The organism is Mesorhizobium sp. WSM3879 (genome assembly GCF_002294915.1).
GTDB lineage: Bacteria > Pseudomonadota > Alphaproteobacteria > Rhizobiales > Rhizobiaceae > Mesorhizobium.
The window spans coordinates 285,846-302,860 of record NZ_NSFZ01000006.1; the positions used below are offsets into that span (position 1 = coordinate 285,846).

The 17,015-nt window shown below is 60.0% G+C and carries 19 protein-coding genes; 7 read left to right on the plus strand and 12 right to left on the minus strand.

The features are described 5' to 3' along the window. Position 1: 1 nt before the first annotated feature. The 11 genes from CK218_RS16500 to CK218_RS16550 form a co-directional block, all read right to left on the minus strand. Positions 2 to 1,417 (minus strand): SEL1-like repeat protein, encoded by a 1,416-nt coding sequence (locus CK218_RS16500; RefSeq protein ID WP_095828310.1) that lies wholly within the window; start codon positions 1,415 to 1,417, stop codon positions 2 to 4. 245 nt (positions 1,418 to 1,662) lie between these two features. Continuing rightward, on the minus strand, positions 1,663 to 3,054 hold the full coding sequence (locus CK218_RS16505) for a ParB/RepB/Spo0J family partition protein (RefSeq protein WP_179294525.1): 1,392 nt from the start codon (positions 3,052 to 3,054) through the stop codon (positions 1,663 to 1,665). A gap of 220 nt (positions 3,055 to 3,274) precedes the next feature. Next, the gene (locus tag CK218_RS16510; RefSeq protein ID WP_066993683.1) at positions 3,275 to 4,168 is read right to left on the minus strand and encodes an ankyrin repeat domain-containing protein; all 894 of its coding nucleotides are present in this window, start codon (positions 4,166 to 4,168) and stop codon (positions 3,275 to 3,277) included. Positions 4,169 to 4,302: 134 nt separating this feature from the next. Further along, the gene (locus tag CK218_RS16515; protein ID WP_066993681.1) at positions 4,303 to 4,824 is read right to left on the minus strand and encodes a hypothetical protein; all 522 of its coding nucleotides are present in this window, start codon (positions 4,822 to 4,824) and stop codon (positions 4,303 to 4,305) included. Continuing rightward, positions 4,824 to 5,324, minus strand: coding sequence for a hypothetical protein (locus CK218_RS16520; RefSeq protein ID WP_082980420.1), 501 nt, complete (start codon positions 5,322 to 5,324; stop codon positions 4,824 to 4,826). The genes CK218_RS16515 and CK218_RS16520 overlap by 1 nt, the downstream gene beginning before the upstream one ends. Positions 5,325 to 5,371: 47 nt before the next feature. Continuing rightward, positions 5,372 to 5,974 carry a DUF6011 domain-containing protein gene (locus CK218_RS16525; protein ID WP_095828312.1) on the minus strand — a complete coding sequence of 201 codons (603 nt, stop codon included), beginning with the start codon at positions 5,972 to 5,974 and terminating at the stop codon, positions 5,372 to 5,374. A 293-nt stretch (positions 5,975 to 6,267) separates the two neighbouring features. Continuing rightward, positions 6,268 to 6,759: a hypothetical protein gene (locus tag CK218_RS16530; RefSeq protein ID WP_156752619.1), complete on the minus strand. Its 492-nt coding sequence runs from the start codon at positions 6,757 to 6,759 to the stop codon at positions 6,268 to 6,270. Between the two features lie 211 nt (positions 6,760 to 6,970). Next, entirely contained in the window at positions 6,971 to 7,420 is a 450-nt protein-coding gene (locus CK218_RS16535; RefSeq protein WP_066993673.1) for a hypothetical protein, read from the minus strand. Next, positions 7,405 to 7,761, minus strand: coding sequence for a hypothetical protein (locus CK218_RS16540; RefSeq protein WP_066993672.1), 357 nt, complete (start codon positions 7,759 to 7,761; stop codon positions 7,405 to 7,407). The genes CK218_RS16535 and CK218_RS16540 overlap by 16 nt, the downstream gene beginning before the upstream one ends. A gap of 65 nt (positions 7,762 to 7,826) precedes the next feature. Beyond that, entirely contained in the window at positions 7,827 to 9,398 is a 1,572-nt protein-coding gene (locus CK218_RS16545) for a DUF4942 domain-containing protein (protein ID WP_095828313.1), read from the minus strand. Further along, positions 9,395 to 9,661 carry a hypothetical protein gene (locus CK218_RS16550; RefSeq protein WP_095828314.1) on the minus strand — a complete coding sequence of 89 codons (267 nt, stop codon included), beginning with the start codon at positions 9,659 to 9,661 and terminating at the stop codon, positions 9,395 to 9,397. Before CK218_RS16550 ends, CK218_RS16545 begins: the two co-directional genes overlap by 4 nt. 748 nt (positions 9,662 to 10,409) lie before the next feature. Here CK218_RS16550 and CK218_RS16560 point away from each other — a divergent pair. The 4 genes from CK218_RS16560 to CK218_RS16575 all read left to right on the plus strand — a co-directional run bounded on the left by CK218_RS16560 (position 10,410) and on the right by CK218_RS16575 (position 14,262). Beyond that, complete coding sequence (locus tag CK218_RS16560; RefSeq protein WP_095828316.1) at positions 10,410 to 11,672, plus strand: tetratricopeptide repeat protein; 1,263 nt, start codon at positions 10,410 to 10,412, stop codon at positions 11,670 to 11,672. A gap of 101 nt (positions 11,673 to 11,773) precedes the next feature. After that, entirely contained in the window at positions 11,774 to 13,147 is a 1,374-nt protein-coding gene (locus tag CK218_RS16565; RefSeq protein WP_066993662.1) for a tetratricopeptide repeat protein, read from the plus strand. Between the two features lie 63 nt (positions 13,148 to 13,210). Continuing rightward, on the plus strand, positions 13,211 to 13,576 hold the full coding sequence (locus CK218_RS16570; RefSeq protein WP_066993659.1) for a nuclear transport factor 2 family protein: 366 nt from the start codon (positions 13,211 to 13,213) through the stop codon (positions 13,574 to 13,576). A gap of 104 nt (positions 13,577 to 13,680) precedes the next feature. Beyond that, positions 13,681 to 14,262, plus strand: a complete 582-nt coding sequence (locus tag CK218_RS16575; RefSeq protein ID WP_066993656.1) for a hypothetical protein — start codon at positions 13,681 to 13,683, stop codon at positions 14,260 to 14,262. 159 nt (positions 14,263 to 14,421) lie between these two features. Here CK218_RS16575 and CK218_RS16580 read toward each other — a convergent pair whose 3' ends face one another. Further along, positions 14,422 to 14,673, minus strand: coding sequence for a hypothetical protein (locus CK218_RS16580; RefSeq protein WP_066993653.1), 252 nt, complete (start codon positions 14,671 to 14,673; stop codon positions 14,422 to 14,424). A 97-nt stretch (positions 14,674 to 14,770) separates the two neighbouring features. Between CK218_RS16580 and CK218_RS16585 the strand changes: the two genes are divergently transcribed. From CK218_RS16585 to CK218_RS30645, 3 genes are read left to right on the plus strand one after another with little or no spacing between them, the layout of a single operon-like run. Further along, the gene (locus CK218_RS16585) at positions 14,771 to 16,084 is read left to right on the plus strand and encodes a hypothetical protein (protein ID WP_066993650.1); all 1,314 of its coding nucleotides are present in this window, start codon (positions 14,771 to 14,773) and stop codon (positions 16,082 to 16,084) included. Beyond that, the gene (locus tag CK218_RS16590; protein WP_066993647.1) at positions 16,062 to 16,802 is read left to right on the plus strand and encodes a ParB/RepB/Spo0J family partition protein; all 741 of its coding nucleotides are present in this window, start codon (positions 16,062 to 16,064) and stop codon (positions 16,800 to 16,802) included. The genes CK218_RS16585 and CK218_RS16590 overlap by 23 nt, the downstream gene beginning before the upstream one ends. After that, complete coding sequence (locus CK218_RS30645) at positions 16,792 to 16,941, plus strand: hypothetical protein (RefSeq protein WP_156752618.1); 150 nt, start codon at positions 16,792 to 16,794, stop codon at positions 16,939 to 16,941. The genes CK218_RS16590 and CK218_RS30645 overlap by 11 nt, the downstream gene beginning before the upstream one ends. The last annotated feature ends 74 nt before the right edge of the window (positions 16,942 to 17,015 follow it).

Genomic DNA, 17,015 nt, shown 5'->3' on the forward strand with positions numbered 1-17,015 from the left:
GTTATTTGAGCAATCTTTGCAGGTTTTCTTTAGCTTTTGCGACGCCAAGTGCGGCCGACCTTCTGTACAGTTCGAGTGCTTTCGAACGGTCCGCTTCTACCCCCAAACCTTTCTCGTAGAGATTACCCAAGTCGTTAAGCGCGACTGCATTGCCCAAGTCGGCGCTTTTCTTCAGCCAGGCAAAGGCCTCCGGGAAATTGACAGCAGTGCCACGACCCGTCGCATACATGAGTCCCAAATTGTGCTGGGCTCCAGCATGATTTTGCTCGGCCGCCTTTCTAAACCAAAAAAAGGCCTCGGTGTCGCTCTGTGGGACGCCCTTTCCGTTCAGGTAGCTGACCCCGAGATTCTGTTGCCCTTGGGCCTCTCCCTTTTCCGCCGCGACTTCAAACAACCTAACGGCACGCTGATAATCCTGGACGACGCCGCGACCGGAGGCGTAGAGGGCGCCAAGATTGGTATTGGCCGCAGGTAGTCCTTGCGCTGCCGCCTTTGCGAACCAAATGGCGGCCTGTGCGGCATCGGGTGCGACGCCTTTACCGCTGTCATAAAGTCCGCCTAGATTGTTTTCCCCGATGGGGTTGCCTACCGCGGCGGCAGCCCGATACCAGCGCATGGCAGCGACGAAGTCCTGTGGGACACCCCGGGCATACTCATACAAATAGCCAATTGCCGCCAGCGCCGTGGGATCGTTCTGGGCTGCCGCTTTCTGATACAACATCATCGCTTGCGCATAATCTCTCTCAATGCCTTCGCCGCTCTCATAGACTGCGCCGAGCTGAAATTGGGCAGGGGCAAACCCTTGGCCCGCCGCCTGGCGGAGGAGTTCGACGGCCCGGACCGGATCCTTTGGTCCTACTTGGCCATTCCGATACATTGTGGCCAGGCTCAATTCCGATTGAGCAAATCCCTTGGCCGCCGACTTGGTATACCATGCAAAGGCGAGAGCGCTGTTTTGAGCCACGCCGATGCCGCCCTTATCATAGAGGTAGCCCAGATTGTGTTCCGCTTGCGCGTCGCCCTTGTCGGCGGCCTGCTCAAGGTATTCCCTTCCGCGCTCCGCGTCCTGCTTCACGCCGCACCCCATCAGGTACAAAAACCCGAGATTGTTGAGCGCCGACGGCTTGCCTAAGGTAGCGTCATTTTCCCATTCCTGTCGCTTCGCGGCGAGATCACCGACTGCTGCACACGTCTCTTGCTCTGTTATAATGAAATCGCCTGCAAGCGCGTGGGAAAAGGAAGTTGCAATTGATATTCCGGCGCAGGTTGCAGCCAGTATTATTACTTTGTGCCTTTCCGGATTAGTCATTTCAGGCCGTCCATATTGGCTGATCGCCTCTCTGCGGAATGTCAAGGCCAGTTCAAAAACGATGCTCGGTGAATGAGCGCAAGACACAAGTATTTGACCGGTCGCCATCGCTCAGCGCGCAGGTCGGTTCCCGCCGTTACGGATGCAACGAGCGCTGCACTCGGTGCGCAAATCAGGGATGCCAAGATCGCGAATAAGGCGCCAGCGGCCACAGGGCTAGCCAGGACGCGCGCGGCGGGGTTGGGGAGTAGGGTCGCTTCCACGGGCCGCTACGCAAAAAACGGCCGCCGCGAGGACCAGTCGCGACGGCCTCCCTACCAAGTCGGCCGAGGGGGAAGCGGCCGACCCGGATTCTACATCAGCATGGTGCGGGCATGTGCCTGGCGCAGCTGCGACTCCATCGAACGGATGGAGCGCGACGCCGCCGCCAGCGTGTCCGCCCATTTGTCGGCCTTGGTGGGATCGACCGACTTCAAGACGATGCACTCGCCGTCCTTGAAGCCGCCGGCGATCGCGGCGATGATCCGCTCGACCGTCTTCTCCATCCTGCTCATGGCGGCGATATCGTCCTTCGACGGCTCCGGCCTGTCGTCGTCGAACATGCAGCCCTGCTCGATCCTGTCGCGGACGGCTTGCGCCGCCGCCTTGATGCTCGACCAGTCTTTCAGCTTGCCGCTGGAGAACAGCTTCACGATGTTGACCTGATCGGCCGTGGGGAGGTCGACGAGGTCGTTTGCATGGCCGAGCGGGAAGGCACCGCTATCGACCAGCTTCTGGATCGTCTCGTCCAGATTAAGCAGCGCCGTGCGGGCCTTGATGCGCGTCGGCTGGACGCCGATGTCCTTCGCCAGCTGCTCGACCGTCCAGCCGCGGTCGATCATCGCGTGAAACGCCCGCGCTTCCTCCAGCGGCTTGATGTCGGCGCGGGCGAGGTTTTCCACGATCGCCTGCAGCGCCATCTCGTTGTCGTCGATCTTGACGACCTCGCACAGAATGTCGGCCGCCTCGATCAGCTGGTGAGCGCGCCAGCGGCGCTCCCCACCGACGATCTCATAGACCGCCCGGCGGCTTGGCGAGGCCGAGGGCTCGACGTTGTCGGACGCTTGTAGCGCTTCGTCTGAGCTGTTCGCCGATCCAGTCGTCGTGCCGCCACCATTGATCTCCGAGAAATTTGATTTCCTCCGGCGACCACCGGCACCGATGCCCGTTGTTGAGGAAGTCGTTGACTCTAACTCCGACTTGCTCTGCCGCGCTTCGTTTGACGTGGAAGTAGGGAAGGCAACAATCGATGACGTGCTTGACCTCTCTCGCCGCCGCGACGGTCCAGAACTATTGCTCCCAGGTTTTCCCGTGAAAGACTCGGTGTGATGGAGCGACGGTGCCGACGCACCATGCGTCTCGCAACCATCGGCAGATCGTTGCGCCGTCGTTTGTGACTGACTGGCTGACGACGACGCGGAACCGGTTGCCTTTGACGCTGATCGTTCCCTCTCCGTCGATGAAGCCGACCGTGTAGGCGACGACTTCGATTGGAGGTCGAGCAAAGTGTTCCATTCTGCGATGTTCTCCGATGTGATTTCTTCGATTCGACCGTCGGTCAGGAAAACCGGGCGAACCGTGATGGCCTGGATAAGGCCGCGCTCGCGGATCGATTCAGCCAGCTCGCGAAGCTTCACCGGGTCGAAATGCTTGCGCGGCTGGTCGAGGTTCGGGATAACAAGGTTGAGGGGGATGCGCTTCTTCATGGTCGGGCTCCGTGGTAGGGAATTTCCTAGCAACATCAATAACTTAGTATGTAACCGATATGGATACAAGTGGTTACTAAGAAAAGTTCCGATCAGCGGGCCCCCCGCTTGCGCGCGCGACCGCCAGCAACGAAGCCGTGCAAAATGGTAATCCTGCCTCGGCGTCTGATGATCAGGGAAGCGGAAGCATGGCTGGTATCAAAGTTTCCAACAACAGCGGTCAAGGGAGCGGCAGCGGTGCATCACTCAAGGTCCGCAGGTAGGCAATGAGGTCCGCCCGCTTGTTTCCCTCCTTCAAACCCGGGAAAGACATGTCCGTACCGGGCAACGTGAGCGAGGGATTCGAGATGAAGAGATTGAGCTCCTCAAAGGTCCATTTGCCGCCAGCGTCTTTCAGAGCCGCCGAATACTGGACATCGCTTTGGGATCCTTTCTCGCGCCCGACGATGCCCCACAGATTGACCTTTTTGGGCACCTTGACGCCCGGCGAAAGATGACAGGCGACGCAGGTGCTGTCGTATATCTCTTTGCCCGATTGAGCGTTTGCTGATGCAAGGAGTGCGGAAATCGGCGCGATGGCCGGTCTTGCGGCGCCATGATCGCGCAAGTACGCCGCGACGTCCTCGTGGCCTCCGACCTTGGCCAGATGTATCGGCGGACTTCCATTCGACGTCAGGGCGTTGACGTCTGCTCCGGCGCCGACAAGGTGGATAACGCACTCAAGGCAGCCATTTTCGGCAGCAACATGCAGCGGCGTCTGCGCTTTCGCCACCCGATTTGGATCGGCCCCGTTGTCTAGCAGCAGCTTGACGATGGCAGCATGCCCACCCTTATTGGCGGCGTAGAGTGGCGTTCTTTGCCAACTGACAGGCAGGTTGACGTCTGCCCCACGCTTGATCAGCAGCGCTGCCAACTCGACATTTCCACGTTCGGAGGCGATGTAGAGCGCCGTAACACCGTCGATTTCGTTGACATCTGCGCCTTTGTCCAAGGCGGAGGTCACGGCCGCGACGTCGCCATCCTTGACCAAATCCCCCAAGCTGCTCGCTTGCGCGGGCAGGGCCAGGAGGGCGCACGAAACCCACAGCGTCCACATGCGTCCCGGCTTGATCATTGCACCCCTCTAGGCTGCTCGTATCTCACCCTGCAATTTAACCGAACGCAGAGAGTTAGTACACGCTAATATATGAAGAGGGGACGACGATCGGCTGGACGGTGGTGGTGTGTCGATGTTCATGCCGGCCACCCTCAGTCTATATTGCAGTGAACGAGCGCGGCCGCGTAGTCGACGCCGGTCTCTTCGGCATAGATTGCGGCCTGATCGCCGGGACGATTGGTGGCGGCCGCCGTCGGCTCGGCCTTGGCAATGGCTTCGGTCACCATCGCATTGCTTTTCAGGCTTGGGTCTCGGATGACGCAGAGTTTGAGCGCCGCAAGGATGTCCGGCCGCGCCTGTTCGCGCGGGATCGCGGCGCGCAAGCTGGCCAGGATGTCACCGACGCCCTTCTGCAGCGGATCACTCTCGAAGCCGGAAATGAACGACTCGGCCTGAGTCAGAGCGTCGACGGTGTTGCTGGCGTGGTCGAAGGCCAGCCTTTCGACGAGCTCGTCGCGAAGCGTGGCGGCGGACTCGAGCGTGAGGGTTTCACACGCCCGCGACCCTCCCTTCGGGCCGTAGAACGAAAGCACGACTTCGCCCTTGCCTCGCGCGGCGCTGTTCAGCGATTCCATCGTGCCCTTGGCGGCGATGCTGATGTAAATCGCGTCCATCACATTTCCCCTTCGAGCTTGTCGGCCAAGGGCGAAATGACCTCGTCCCAGATCGCATTGCAGATTTCGTTGTCGGCATGGTCGGACACGACATCGTAGCCCGAATTGCCATAGATCAGCTGGAACCAGCCGAGCTTGTCGCCGGTGGGACTTCGCAGATGGATGCCATCCTCGTCGGTCGAAAACAGCGCCAGCATGATTGCCGCCTTGTCGTCGGAACGCCTCACCACCCAATCCTCGCTGTCGTAGACGGAAATCAGGTAGCCCCGGTCGAGGCAGGCCTTCACCAGGGCGCGGGCGATGCGGCGTTCGGCGCGGATGCGGTTCGCGGTGTCGTGCGACCGGCGCGCCAGCGCCTTCTCGATCGCTTCGTCGAAGCCGGTCTTCGGCTCGCCCATCTCGGCATCCTCGGCCAGCCGGGCGGAAAGCGCCTGGTTGCCCGAGGCGGCGAGAGCATTGCAGATCGCCAGCATCTCGGCCGGCGTCACGTTGATGGTCATTGTCTTTCTCCGTGGTAGGGGGTTGGGTCTCGAGGAAGGCGCGGGGATCAACCCCACGTCAGTCCCCAGCGCTTGGCGCAAACCGGCCCGTCGCCGACATCGATGGAGCGGTGGTCGGTCAGCTCGATCGCGCAGAAACAGCAGTTGCCGGTGCGCTTGCCGTGGGCGGCGCCGGCCTTCGAAGGGTTCTCGGCCAGAGCGGTCAGAGCCGAGACCGGGCCGTCGGGACCGGGCGACCGACGCGAGCGGGTGAACTCGCCCTTGCGGTCGATGCGGCCGTACCAGTCGCGGCTCTCGAACGAGCCCGGCGACGAGACGTTGATCTGGCCGGCGTGAGAGGAACGCTCCCCAGCGAGAGCAAGGACGACCGTCTCGCCGTTGACGTCGAAACGGATCTTCGGATGCTTGAGCTTGTTGGCGATCGCCGTGTCGAACAGCGCGATCAGGCCATCCATCGAGCCGACCTTGGCCTTTGGCGCCGCGGGCTCGCCGGCTTGTGCGCGCTGGGTCAAAGTCGCCACCCAGGGCCACTGCCGCTCCGAGAGACTCGAGCGGCTGTCATACTGGTGCAGGAGGGATGCGGCGAACTCCGCGTCGCGGCCGTGCAGCTTCGGGGCTGACTGGCGCAGAGCTTCGATTTCGAGGTTCATGTCTGGTCTCCGTGGTAGGGATTTCCCAGATCGGTGCGGCTCCGGCGGTTATGCTAGGCCTGGCCCGTCCCCGGTTCGATTTCACTCGGCCGGTCAGTTTGACGAGAAGTCACCAATCGCCGGCCCGTTGCTGAAAGGGGAGTTCCGGCGAAGGCTGCAGCGGTGAAAGGAAACGGCTTTCTGCTGCACCGATCTGAATTTCTAAGTTACTTCAATAACTTAGCCTGTTACCAAATCGGTTACAAGTGGGCATAAGCCAAAAAGCCGAATAATTTCAAGTACTTCGGCGGTGGTCAGTTCACCTGCTTGAAGCGGGATTCCAGGACGGCGCCGGAAATCGAGAGCTGGTCGTCGCCGGATTGCACGATTGCCTGATCGACGTGTTCCGGGTTGATGCCGATCACCTTCCAGACGCGGCCCTGGCGGTCGGGCGCCTCGGCGCCGAGGTAGGACGCGACCTGGAGGGGCTGCGGCGGCTGGCGGAGGCGGTATTGCGCCGGCAGCTTGGGATGGTGCCAACCGCAGCCCTCGGCCTCCAGGCCATGTTCGAACACTTCGAGCCGGAGCTTTTCTTTCAGCCAGACCGAGATGTAGGCGCGATGGCAATACTGGTTGTCGGTCGGGGCCTCGTAGCAGAGCAGGGCGACGTCCCTGCCGCCCGAGAGGTCTTCCATCTTGGCGACGATCCGGCCAGGATGGAGCCTGTCGAGGCCTTCGAAGTAGAGCTGCTTATACTCGCGCTCGCTGGCGGTCTTGAACCATTCGCCTGGGGCGAGTTCGGGCATTTTGCGGTAGCCCGCCGGATATCCTCGCGGCGTGCCCCTCGACACTCCGATTTTCTGGATTTCGGGCGGGAGCTTGGTGAGCCAGGAGCTGGTGAAAATGCGCATCTTCGACTCTTTCGGTGGTAGGGCTTTGGACAGGTCCAAATGTAAATCCGGTGAACTTCTCAAGCAACCAAGATGACACTGTGTGTTACCATTTTGGTACGTTGCCTCACCCGTACATCTGCATTAGGTATGGGTTCTCTCCAGCGCCTTCGGGCGCTGTCCTGTGGTAGGGATGGAGAGGAGGGCCGATCAGGGGCAACCCGGTCGGCCTTTGATATTTCCGGCGCGGCTGCGGCGCCTCGAAGCGCACTTCGGGATAATTGACCCACGCCGTCACCGTCTCGAAACTGATGGCGCGCGGCAAGCTCTTGACGTCGTCGAGCAGCGTTCGTCCTGCCAGGATCCCATTGCCCGCGAACTCGGCGCCCGAGCGGAAAAACTGGAACGTCCTTCGCCATGGTCCGGTTGAGAGCCAGAGGTCCAGGCCCGGCGCCAACTCCACGCGGTCGAGGCTGTCGCTCTCAAGAAGTTCGCAGAAGAGCTGGTGCCCCAGAGGGCGCGGCGTCTGGTAGTCGATGGCGCGCCGGAGTGTGGCATCGATCAGGATGAAGCGCATTGCAGTTCTCGTGCCTCGAGGCGTTGGTTGATGGTGGGGAGCGTCTCGCTGGCAAACAATTCGAGCCACCACTTGATCAGCTCGGCCTGGTAGCGGTCGTCGGCCGCACGATGGCGGGGCTCGCGTAGCTGTCGCTCGATCCAGTCAAGCCGGTCGCGAAGCTCCGGCCGGTAGAGCAGATTGCGGAATGCATCTGCGAGCCGCATGTCCAGGGCGTAATCCCCGGTGCAGCCGAGGGGCGACCAGTCGCTATGCCAGGACGACCACATGTCGAGGGCCTGGCTGATGGTGGGGAGCCGGCGCCGCCGCTCCTCCTCGTCTTCTGGTAACGGGCGAAACACTTTTGGACTCCGTGGTAGGGATAACGATCCTATGATGTAACCAATTTGGTTACAATATGGTCAAGCTAAAAGTAATTTCTGCGGCCGTCCTTCCATAGCTTGACCGTGACGGTGTTCACGTAGGTCCCGACCTCGGCGAAGGATCCGTGCGGCAGATCGCGGAACTGGCCGTTCAGCTTCTCGATCAAGGCCCGGAAAGCGATGGCCTTGCGAGTTTCGCGAAACTCGGTGCCGGCCGACATGATGGCCGCGAGGCACCCGCCGTCTTCCAGGAAGTCGAGGGCGTGCACGACATGGTCGATATCGCGCTCCATGTCGAACGGCGGGTTCATGATGATGCGATCGTATTTTCCCGTCACGGAGGGGCGCAGCGCCAGGAAGTCGGCGGCGTACACCTTGCGGTATTTGCCCTGCGCCTCGAGCGCGGCGGCAAGCGCTGGCTGTAGCTCCACGCAATCGACCTGGTTGTCGAAGCGGTATTCCTTGCGCCAGCGGTCCATCCGGGCCTCGTCCCCATATCCGTAATGATCGGCGAAATCTTCGATGCCGGTCAGGCAGCGGCGCGCCAGATTGCCGGTGCCGGCGCTGGGCTCCAGGATCCGAAGGCGCGGCTTCTCGATAGGCTGGAGAAGGGGAATGCTCTTAAGCAACTCCTCGGCCGCGGCGTCGGGCGTCGGGAAGAAACCGAAGTTCTTAGCCGGCGTGGTCTTCCGGTTGCGGAAAAGGTCGTCGGGTTCCTGGGTCTGCCCGTCGCCGATCACCTCGCCGTAGTATTCGGCGAGCATCTTGTTGACCCTTTCCACCAGGTCGTCACGCGTGAACCAGAGATGGGCATTGCCGTTCTTGTAGGCGACGATCCTGAAATACTCGCCGTGATGTTCGGACTGCTGAGGCTGAAAGCCCCTGCGCTCGGCTCGCACCTGGTTCTCGATGCTGTTGTAGGTCGGCTTCTTGCCGTCGAGGATTGAGAACGTCCGCTCGATATCGCGCACCGTCTCCCATGTTCCGCCCCACGTTACGTTGCCGTGGTCGCGGTCAAAGGCGTAGGGCAGGATCATGCGGCTGCCGACCTTGAAGCCGTCGTGCGAACGGAAACGGCGATCGAGCTTGGAAAACGCCGTGGCGATGCCCCGGCGGAAGATCATTTCGGATTCGCCGGCCCACTTGTCGATCGTGGCGTACACGTTGTCGACGGTCACCGGCGGGATCCCCATGATCTCGTCGAGATTGACCAGTTCCTTTCCGTTGCCGTGCCGGTGGTCGTAGCGCTCCGGCACCCACCTGAGAGTGTCGCGCAGCTCGTCCTTGGCCTGCTTGTCCATCAGGATCTCGAGGTCGGTCATCTGGACCAGGTAATGCCAGCACGAGATATCGATCAGGCGGATTGCTGTGCGCTTCCACTGCTCGGCGTCTGGCAAATCGACGGCTTCGAAAAATGCCCTGACCTCGTGGTTGTCGCGGTCTCCGTATCGAGAGCAGGCATGATCTCCGGCGGCCGCTTTCCAGAGCGCCGCCGCCTTCTTCAATTCCCGGTCGGCTTGCTCCATTGAGGCGAACGCCCCGTGATAGGCCGCGACCGCGGCGTCCCGATAGGCGACGATCTGCTCGATCGTGTTGCGCGGGATGAGCGCGTTCATGGGCTGATCCCTTCTGCGATGCAAAGAGTCTTCCAATCGACGTATGCAATCGACACACCGCAGCGCGTGAAATGGCTGTCTCTCTGTTCCCAACCTGCGGCTCGGGCGGCGGTCTCCCATAGGTCGGGCGCGTCCACCGGCTTGAAGGATCGCGCCTTGTGCATGCGCTGGAAGGCGAACGCGTCGCCAAGCTCGCTCACGAACTCGTAGCGCTTGCTGCCGTCGAGCAGGGTGAACTCGTATTCAGTCATCTTGTCGGTCATGGTCTCTGGTCTCTGTGGTAGGGGTTGGTGGGCGACGGGACTTCCTCCCGCCGCCCTATCGAAGGGATTGTTTGCCTCTCTCAGTGCATCGCGCCTCCTTCTGCTGGTGCGTCAGCTTCCATGTCCGCTTCGGCCGCCTGGAGGTCGGCGAGCCGGTCGCGGCAGGAAGAGCAGCGGCAGCTTTCACTGCTGTCGAAGGGAAAAGGGGTTAGGCAGTCGTCGCAGTAGGGCATCTTTCAACCGTGGTAGGGAAAAACCTTGTAACCACAGTAACTTAGTCAGTTACCAATTTGGTTACAATGCAACCACGGACAAAAAATCGTGTTCGCCCAGTGCAGTTGTCAGGATGCGGCCCTAGCGGTCGCGATCGCGCTAGTCGCGCTGCTCGCGCTTGTAGTAGATGGCGCCCCAGACCGCGCCGGGGGCGACCAGCACGCCCAAGATGCGACTGCTGTAGAAGGCCCATGATGAGCACGCCTGCAAGCGCGCCGGGCGATGTTGCCCGGCCGTCGACAGGGTGGGCGACCGCCAAACTCGCCTAACCAGGCGAACTGCGAGCAAGCCAATCCGGCTCAAGTTGCAATGCTTCAATCTGACGTCGAGGGCTTGGCTCGTGTGAGCAGCATCAGAGCGCCAAAGCCGAGCGCGCCAGCCTGGCCGCGGGACCAGCTTTTCCAATTGCTCTTGCGCAATTCTGGGAGTCGATATCAACTGAGCAGCGTGTCGCCGGAGCTGCCGGAGGTCAGTTGTGGCTGAAGAAGCCATCGTTTCTGCCGATCCCCTTTATCTGACTGCGCTCGCAAGCCTCGGCGCAAGCGTGCCAGAACGTCTGACGGCCTTTGTCCCCAATAACAGTATCGCCGTCCTTCCTTTCGTGAACATAAGTGGCGAGACCGCTGAGGAGCAGTTCACCGACGGCCTGACCGAAGACATCATAACGGACCTATCAAATGTCTCGGGCTTTCTCGTCATCGCACGCAATTCAACGTTCGCATACAAAGGCAAATCCGCTGATGTTCGTGAGATCGCTCGCGACCTAGGTGTCAAATACATACTTGAAGGTAGCGCCCGGCGATCCGACAAACGCCTTCGCATCAATGTGCAGCTTATCGACGGTGCAGACCGGGGCAATCACGTCTGGGCCGAACGCTTTGATCGGGAACTATCTGATATTTTTGAGCTGCAAGACGAAGTTACCCGACGAGTTGTGGAAGCGATTTCCGGCAAGATAGGCGTAAAAAACATTTCTTCGCGGTCAAAGCCATCCAATCTCGAGGCCTATGACCTTTGCGTTAGGTCGCGAGGAAAATGGGACATTTCGAGATCAGACACCAATGAGGCGTCTGCTGATCTGGAGCGTGCTGTCTCGCTGGACCCAAATTATTGCGAGGCCCACAGCAATCTTGCCGTCTCACTGCTACACGGCTGGATGATTTGGGGAGGGCCGCAGATGCCCGGCCGCGCCAAGGCTCTGGTGCACGCGCGACGAGCGGTGGAAATCGACCCGGATGATTCTCACGCTCGCGCGATTCTAGCTTACGTTCAGCTTTATGAGCGCAATTGGGATGAAGCAAAGCTCCAACTAGATGCTGCGGTTCGGCTAAATCCCAACGACGCACATGCGGTTGCGTTGAAAGGTGAGCTTCAATTCTACTTAGGCAATCCGCAAGCGGCGCTGGTGGCTTGTGCGGAGGCACTGCGTTTGAATCCTCGTCCGCCGGGTGGGTATTTCTGGATCATGGGAATGGCGCAAATATCCTCCGGTCAGTACGAAGAAGCTGTAGTGTCCTTGAGCCGGGAAGAAACCTATGGGACGGGTTCGAGAGAGTCTCTGATTGCCGCGCTTGCCCTTTCCGGTCGCCTCTCTGAGGCACAGGAGGAAGCTCGTCTATTTCTTACGGTCAATCCAAATTGGAGGTTCGGTGATCTGGCGGCGAACTCACCCTTCAGAGAGGTGAGCATTGGGCAGCCATTCATTGGTGGTTGGCGTTTGGCGGGCCTACCAGAGTAGGCAACGCGGGTCCTCTCGCAAACATCGAAAAAGCGCCTCGGATAAGCTCCCGGCCTCTTCCCATTGACAGGCACTACAACACCCGTAAACTCGAATGGTGGATGAAAGTAGCTTTCGTTATGCCCGACGAAAAGCCAACGCTTACGCTTCCCCTAGTGGGCATAGACCCGCTTCTGTTAGACGCGTTCTCGCAATATGAAGGGCCATCCCAACAAAACTCACTGAGACAAGATCGAACCTCTACCGGCGCTGGGGCGAAGATCGTCGACAGGATGGGCGCAGGACTGGAGCTCGATGCTCCGCCACACGCGCCGGTCCCAATTTTCGCATCTATCGCGGTACTTCCATTCTCCGACGTCGGGGGCGGATCGGATCACGCGTATTTCGCCGAGGGAATATCCGAGGACATCCTGACCGAACTTTCGCGATTTAGAGGCTTGTTGGTCATCGCGAGAAATTCGTCATTCGCGTTCAAGGGTGAAAACGTCGATATCAGGGCCGTCGCAAAAGAGCTGAACGTCGACTACGTCGCGACGGGCAGTGTGCGGCGAGCGGGGAGCAGGGTCCGGGTGGCTGTTCAACTGACCTATGCTCCTACTGGGCATGAAGTTTGGGCCGAGCGCTATGATCGCGATGTCGTAGACATATTCGCCGTGCAGGACGACATTGTCAGGACGGTTGCGGTGACGCTTGAAGCGCGCCTCGGGCAGGCAATAGCAAGTCACGCGGCCCCTCGGAGTGTTCCGACGTTGGCCGCGTATGAATGTATCCTGTTGGCGCGAAAGTACGATGAGTTGCATGATTCAGCCCGCGCCAGGCCCTTTGCAGAGAGGGCGCTCGCCCTTGATCCAAGTTCATCGCAAGCTCATTCCGCAATGAGCTATTGTGCCTACATCGATTGGTTGCAAGAACCCGATGACGAAACCCTCGAAAAGATGGTCGCGTATGCGAATGCCGCCGTGCTGCTCGATAGGGGGGACGCTTCTGCTGAAGCACTTTTGGGCATGGCTCTGACATGTCAGCAGAAGTATGACGAAGCGGGCTCTCATCTCCAGCGCGCTCTAAGCCTTAATCCGGGTGAAACGAAAGCGCTGGCCTATTATTCAGAGTGGCTCGTTCGCACGGGCGACGCCGAAGAGGCTCTGCGGAACATGGACGAGGCCCTTTTGCGAGACCCTATTCCGCCGCCATGGCATTGGGAGATCCGCGGAATGGCGTTCTTAGTGCTGGAAAGGTACGCCGAAGCCATTCAAGCTTTCGCCCGTCAGACGAGGCAATTCTGGTACATCGCCGCCTACCTTGCGATCTGTTTCGCTAGGCTTGGCAGGATGAATGAAGCTACAGCCGAACTGAATAAGGCGCTACAGGTTGTACCTGATCACGAAACTCTTCGCATTCAAGTTGTGAACGAGTTTGTCAGCCAGGGCACCCGCGATAAACTTTCTTACGGGCTTTCCCTCGCCGGGCTCGACTAAGGCGAGGAGTCTTGCGCAACGGGACGGTCTGAGTGCCTAACCTTATCGCAGTGGGGGATGCCAATGGCGATTCACGAAGAACTGCAGCGTTTCTGGGAAGCCTATGTCGCTGCCTATCGTGCCGCCGACGCTTCAGCATTAGGAGCGATGTTCACTCCCGACGCCGAGGTGCATTCGCCCTATGCACCCCCAGCTCGCGGCCGTGATGAGATTGCGGCCCTCCATGCAGCTTGGACACAGGGCCACGGAGAAGCAGGCGACAAGACGATGAGGGTCATACAAGCAGGTATGTCGGGCGAATTGGCTTGGAGTCTCGCAAGCTATTCGGAAGGTCTTGAGACCGGAAACGGTACGTCGGTCTCTATCTTCGAGCAACAAGGCAACGGTTCGTGGCTGATACGAATGTGCTCCCTCAATAGCACCGATTGACCTCTTCCCGCGAAGTGGGCGCGACCCCGCCGAGGGCGTGAATTGCCCGGATCATTGACTGCAACATTCAGGTCCTTAAGCTATCGCTAAAAGGCCGGGCGCGCGTGGATTGGATCATAAACTACCAAGGTATTTTGGGCCCGCTAGTTGCTCTCTTCGCGGCGTTGATCGGCTTCGGAGGAGTAATCTATTCGCAAAGGGCGCTGGCAAAGGAATCCGCTAGGCGGCGGTCGCACGAAGAGGCTCTCGCCAAAGCCGATGCCGAGGCGGACCGCCGACAAAAGCTCGCGTCTGTCGTCAACGCAATTCTTGGCGAAGTGCAGGCACTTGGGTTGGCGCTTGCGGACGCATCGCGCTTATTGACCGCACAAATCCAGATCGCCGAGGCTATCGCCAAGGAAAGCGGAGACAAGAAAACGCGGCCACGCATCTCCTTCCGATTCGAGACACCGATTTTCAACGCTTACGTTGCGAGCATCGGGTTGCTTGAACCGGAAATGGCCTTCAAGGTTGCCAACTTCTACGGCCGCCTGATGTCGCTCGGAGTACATGATTCTGCGGAAGCGCCCGAAATGGTAGCGAGCTTAGCCGTGCGGGTAATGCGTTCAGTGGAGGTGACTCTATCGACAGTCCAGTCTGAGGCTGACGGCCTCGTCGATCTGCTCAAGTCCCACAAGCTCAGGTAGCCAGAACAAATGCCTACCGATTTCTGAGATGCCCGCCGAGTCTCCGTGGTAGGGATTGTTGCCAAAACGGTTGCAAAACACACTTGACAAAAAGCCAGGGGAGCAGGCAGAAATCGCGCAGCCTGATATTGCTTTGCGATTCGGCCGGTCCCTGAAAAATCAGTTGGTGTTGAAGCGGTCCGGCGATGGCTGAATGCCGGCCTCTTTCGCCACAAAGCCCACGACGTCGAGCACGTCATCAGAGCTTAGTTTCTCGATGGATTCGGCAAAGCGCCGCTTGAAATAGGTCTGGTGCTCGGCGCCGGCGTAGCGGGCCATGCCGATGGCAGCGGCGAAGGTGATCGCTTCGAGGCGCGCGCCGCCGAAGCCGGACTTCTGATGGAGGCTGGCGGCGAGGTCGTTGAGGGTCATTGGTCGGTCGTCCGTGGCAGGGAGTAACCGTTCTGGTTACAAATATCTTATTCGGTTACACCCCCGATGCAAGAGAAAAAGCGAGGCCCTTGCCGTTATGTTTCAAGGCGTTGTGCCGAAGGAGTGCATCGCGCAAATCCTTCGCGTCTCTGAGGTCGACAAGTGGGGACGGGTCTATAACTGCTGCTCCGGAACGTTCCGGTTCGAGCAGATCACCCTCGCCACTTTCCCCGGCGTCGAGATGCATTCCAACGACGTCAGCCTCTACTCGTCAGCCATCGCCGGCTACGTGCTGGGCAAGCCGATAGACTATGAGTTTCACGGCGCGCTCGACTTCGTGAACGAGTTCAATTTTCGGGAGCCCGATCAGCGCCTCGCCGCGTTGGCCGTCGGGTTCAATCTCGGCCGCTTCGCTGGCGGCAAGGCGAACGCCTACAAGACCAGCCATCGCGAGCACCTGGTTGAGAACTTCGGCAGCTATGTCGAGCGCACCCTGGAGAAGGTCCGCAAGCTTCCGGGCATGATCCCGATCAAGAGCTATTCGCCGCGCGACTGGATCCTGCATCTCGAGGAGGCGATCGACCGCAAGGCCGCGATCTTCTCCTACCCGCCGTTCTACAAAGGCGGCTACGAAAAGATGTTCGAGTTCCTGGCCGAGAACATCAAATGGGGAGCTCCCCGATATGAGCTGTTCGACCCCAAGGCGCTGCGCGGTCTCATCGAGCGCGTGCGGCAGGCGGGCGTCCCCTACTGCATCCTCTCGGACCAGATTTACGACGATCTGAAACCGGAGCTGGAATTCGTCTCCGGGCGCGGCCATCCGCACTACTGCTACGTGTCGACAGGCAAGTCGTCCTACCTGCAGCTCGTGCCGCGGTCGGCGCCGTTCCGCTACAAGCCGATCGACATCGACAAGATCAAGCCGGATTCGGTCGTGACGATTGGCCGGGCCGATGCCGCCCAGATGACGTTCCTCAAGGACGTTTACCTCAAGAAGGGCATCACCCACACGCCCGGCATGGTGAACTATCTGGTGCGGGTCGACGACATGCTGGTCGGCGGCCTGATCTACAACCTCGACAAATTCGCGAAGCGGTCGATCTACCTGCTGTCCGACTTCGCCATCTCGCGCGAGGGCAGGCTGTCAAAGCTAGTCACCAGGCTCGCCTGCAACGGCGAGCTGCTGCGCGACATGGGCAAGCGCTTCATCGACCGTTTCGACAAGGTGCAAACCTCGGCGTTCTCGGATCATCCCGTCTCGATGAAATATCGCGGCATCTTCGAGCAGACCAAGCGCGAAGAGATCGACGAGCCGGAAGGCAAGTTCCGCCTGCATTACGTCGGCGCCCGCATCGACGAGACGCCGCAACAAGCGTTCGAGTGGTGGTATGGCAAGCACTTCAAGCGTTGACTGGAAGGCCCTTGATATCGAGGCGCGCCAGGTTGATCCGAACACGCTCCGCCGCCGCGAGAAGAACGCGCACTACATGGCACCGGCCATGTTCAAGCGCCTTGTCGAGAACGTCAAAATCGATGGCCGCCTCACCACCACGGTCCTGGCGTGCGAGAACAAGGACGGCTCTCTCGAGATCCTGTCGGGACATCATCGCACGGCCGCGGCGATCGAGGCCGGCTTGCCGATGGTCGACGCGCTCGTGATCACCACCCCGTTGAGCGAAAAGCGCAAGGTGGCGATCCAGCTCAGCCACAACTCGATCAACGGCGAGGATGACCAGTCGCTGCTTGCCCAGCTCTACGCCTCGCTCGACATTGATGCGAAGAAGTTCTCCGGTCTCGATGACAGCGTGCTCTCTGGTGACAAGGGACCAGGTGCGACAGCGCTCGGCGGGGCGAACATCAAATACGACGAGCTGCTGTTCTCCTTCCTGCCGGAAGACCGCGTGCGTTTCGAGGTAGAGCTGGAGGCACTCGCCAAAAGGGCCAAGCGCTTCCGCATCCATGCCGCGCCGCAGTCGAAGTTCGACGAGTTCTTCGACGCCATCGTGCGCACCAAGAGCCAGCTCAACATCGTCAATTCGGGCATCGCCCTCTCGGTCATGGCGCGCCTTGCCGGCGAGCGGCTGGATCAACTCGAAGCGGAAGCGGAGGACAAATCCGATGCGGCATGAACTGCCCAGCTTGCGCGGCTCGTTTCCCAAGCCCGAAGCGCCCATCGCCGGCCCGCCATTCGGCACCCCGTTTATCGTGGTGCTCGCCATCCTGTCGTTCACCTTCGTCATGTGCCTCGCACGCGTCCTCCTTCCATGATCCAGATGCATTCGTGTGTGTGTAACGTAGTGCCGGTGGTTAGCGTGGCCGCAGCGTCAAGCATTATGGGTCAG

Bases quoted from the DNA above. Each gene is read 5' to 3' on its own strand.
- CK218_RS16520 (WP_082980420.1), bottom strand. From the start codon at position 5,324: ATGACCATCAACGTGACGCCGGCCGAGATGCTGGCGATCTGCAATGCT.
- CK218_RS30645 (WP_156752618.1), top strand. From the start codon at position 16,792: ATGCGGCATGAACTGCCCAGCTTGCGCGGCTCGTTTCCCAAGCCCGAA.
- CK218_RS16565 (WP_066993662.1), top strand. From the start codon at position 11,774: ATGAAAGTAGCTTTCGTTATGCCCGACGAAAAGCCAACGCTTACGCTT.
- CK218_RS16525 (WP_095828312.1), bottom strand. From the start codon at position 5,974: ATGAACCTCGAAATCGAAGCTCTGCGCCAGTCAGCCCCGAAGCTGCAC.
- CK218_RS16530 (WP_156752619.1), bottom strand. From the start codon at position 6,759: ATGCCCGAACTCGCCCCAGGCGAATGGTTCAAGACCGCCAGCGAGCGC.
- CK218_RS16515 (WP_066993681.1), bottom strand. From the start codon at position 4,824: ATGGACGCGATTTACATCAGCATCGCCGCCAAGGGCACGATGGAATCG.
- CK218_RS16585 (WP_066993650.1), top strand. From the start codon at position 14,771: ATGTTTCAAGGCGTTGTGCCGAAGGAGTGCATCGCGCAAATCCTTCGC.
- CK218_RS16510 (WP_066993683.1), bottom strand. From the start codon at position 4,168: ATGATCAAGCCGGGACGCATGTGGACGCTGTGGGTTTCGTGCGCCCTC.
- CK218_RS16550 (WP_095828314.1), bottom strand. From the start codon at position 9,661: ATGACCGACAAGATGACTGAATACGAGTTCACCCTGCTCGACGGCAGC.
- CK218_RS16505 (WP_179294525.1), bottom strand. From the start codon at position 3,054: ATGAAGAAGCGCATCCCCCTCAACCTTGTTATCCCGAACCTCGACCAG.
- CK218_RS16590 (WP_066993647.1), top strand. From the start codon at position 16,062: ATGGCAAGCACTTCAAGCGTTGACTGGAAGGCCCTTGATATCGAGGCG.
- CK218_RS16545 (WP_095828313.1), bottom strand. From the start codon at position 9,398: ATGAACGCGCTCATCCCGCGCAACACGATCGAGCAGATCGTCGCCTAT.
- CK218_RS16580 (WP_066993653.1), bottom strand. From the start codon at position 14,673: ATGACCCTCAACGACCTCGCCGCCAGCCTCCATCAGAAGTCCGGCTTC.
- CK218_RS16570 (WP_066993659.1), top strand. From the start codon at position 13,211: ATGGCGATTCACGAAGAACTGCAGCGTTTCTGGGAAGCCTATGTCGCT.
- CK218_RS16535 (WP_066993673.1), bottom strand. From the start codon at position 7,420: ATGCGCTTCATCCTGATCGATGCCACACTCCGGCGCGCCATCGACTAC.
- CK218_RS16500 (WP_095828310.1), bottom strand. From the start codon at position 1,417: ATGGCGACCGGTCAAATACTTGTGTCTTGCGCTCATTCACCGAGCATC.